General features: G+C 63.2%; 1 protein-coding gene. It reads right to left on the bottom strand.

Features of this window, described 5'->3' with window-relative positions; translation table 11 throughout:
• The coding region (locus tag ACLJNW_RS26145) for a class II fructose-bisphosphate aldolase (RefSeq protein ID WP_410961498.1) at positions 1–261 on the bottom strand (261 nt) is incomplete at both ends.

The raw sequence follows: 261 nt of genomic DNA, 5'->3' as shown, positions 1-261 counted from the left end.
CCGTAGGTCTCTTTGATCTCGCCGCCGTACTCGTTGATGATCGCCAGCCAGTCCTGCGGTACCGAGGAAGAGCCGTGCATCACCAGGTGGGTGTCCGGGATGCGCGCGTGGATTTCCTTGATGCGCTGGATCGACAGGGTGTCCCCGGTCGGCGGCTTGGTGAACTTGTAGGCGCCGTGGCTGGTGCCGATGGCGATGGCCAGGGCGTCGACCTTGGTCTTCTTCACGAAGTCGGCGGCTTCTTCCGGATCGGTCAGCAAC

Source organism: Salmonella sp. SAL4457 (genome assembly GCF_046548235.1).
Classification (GTDB): Bacteria; Pseudomonadota; Gammaproteobacteria; order Enterobacterales; family Enterobacteriaceae; genus Salmonella; species Salmonella enterica.
Note: the sequence above shows the minus strand (reverse complement) of the source record. Positions and strands in the feature narration are given on the sequence as shown.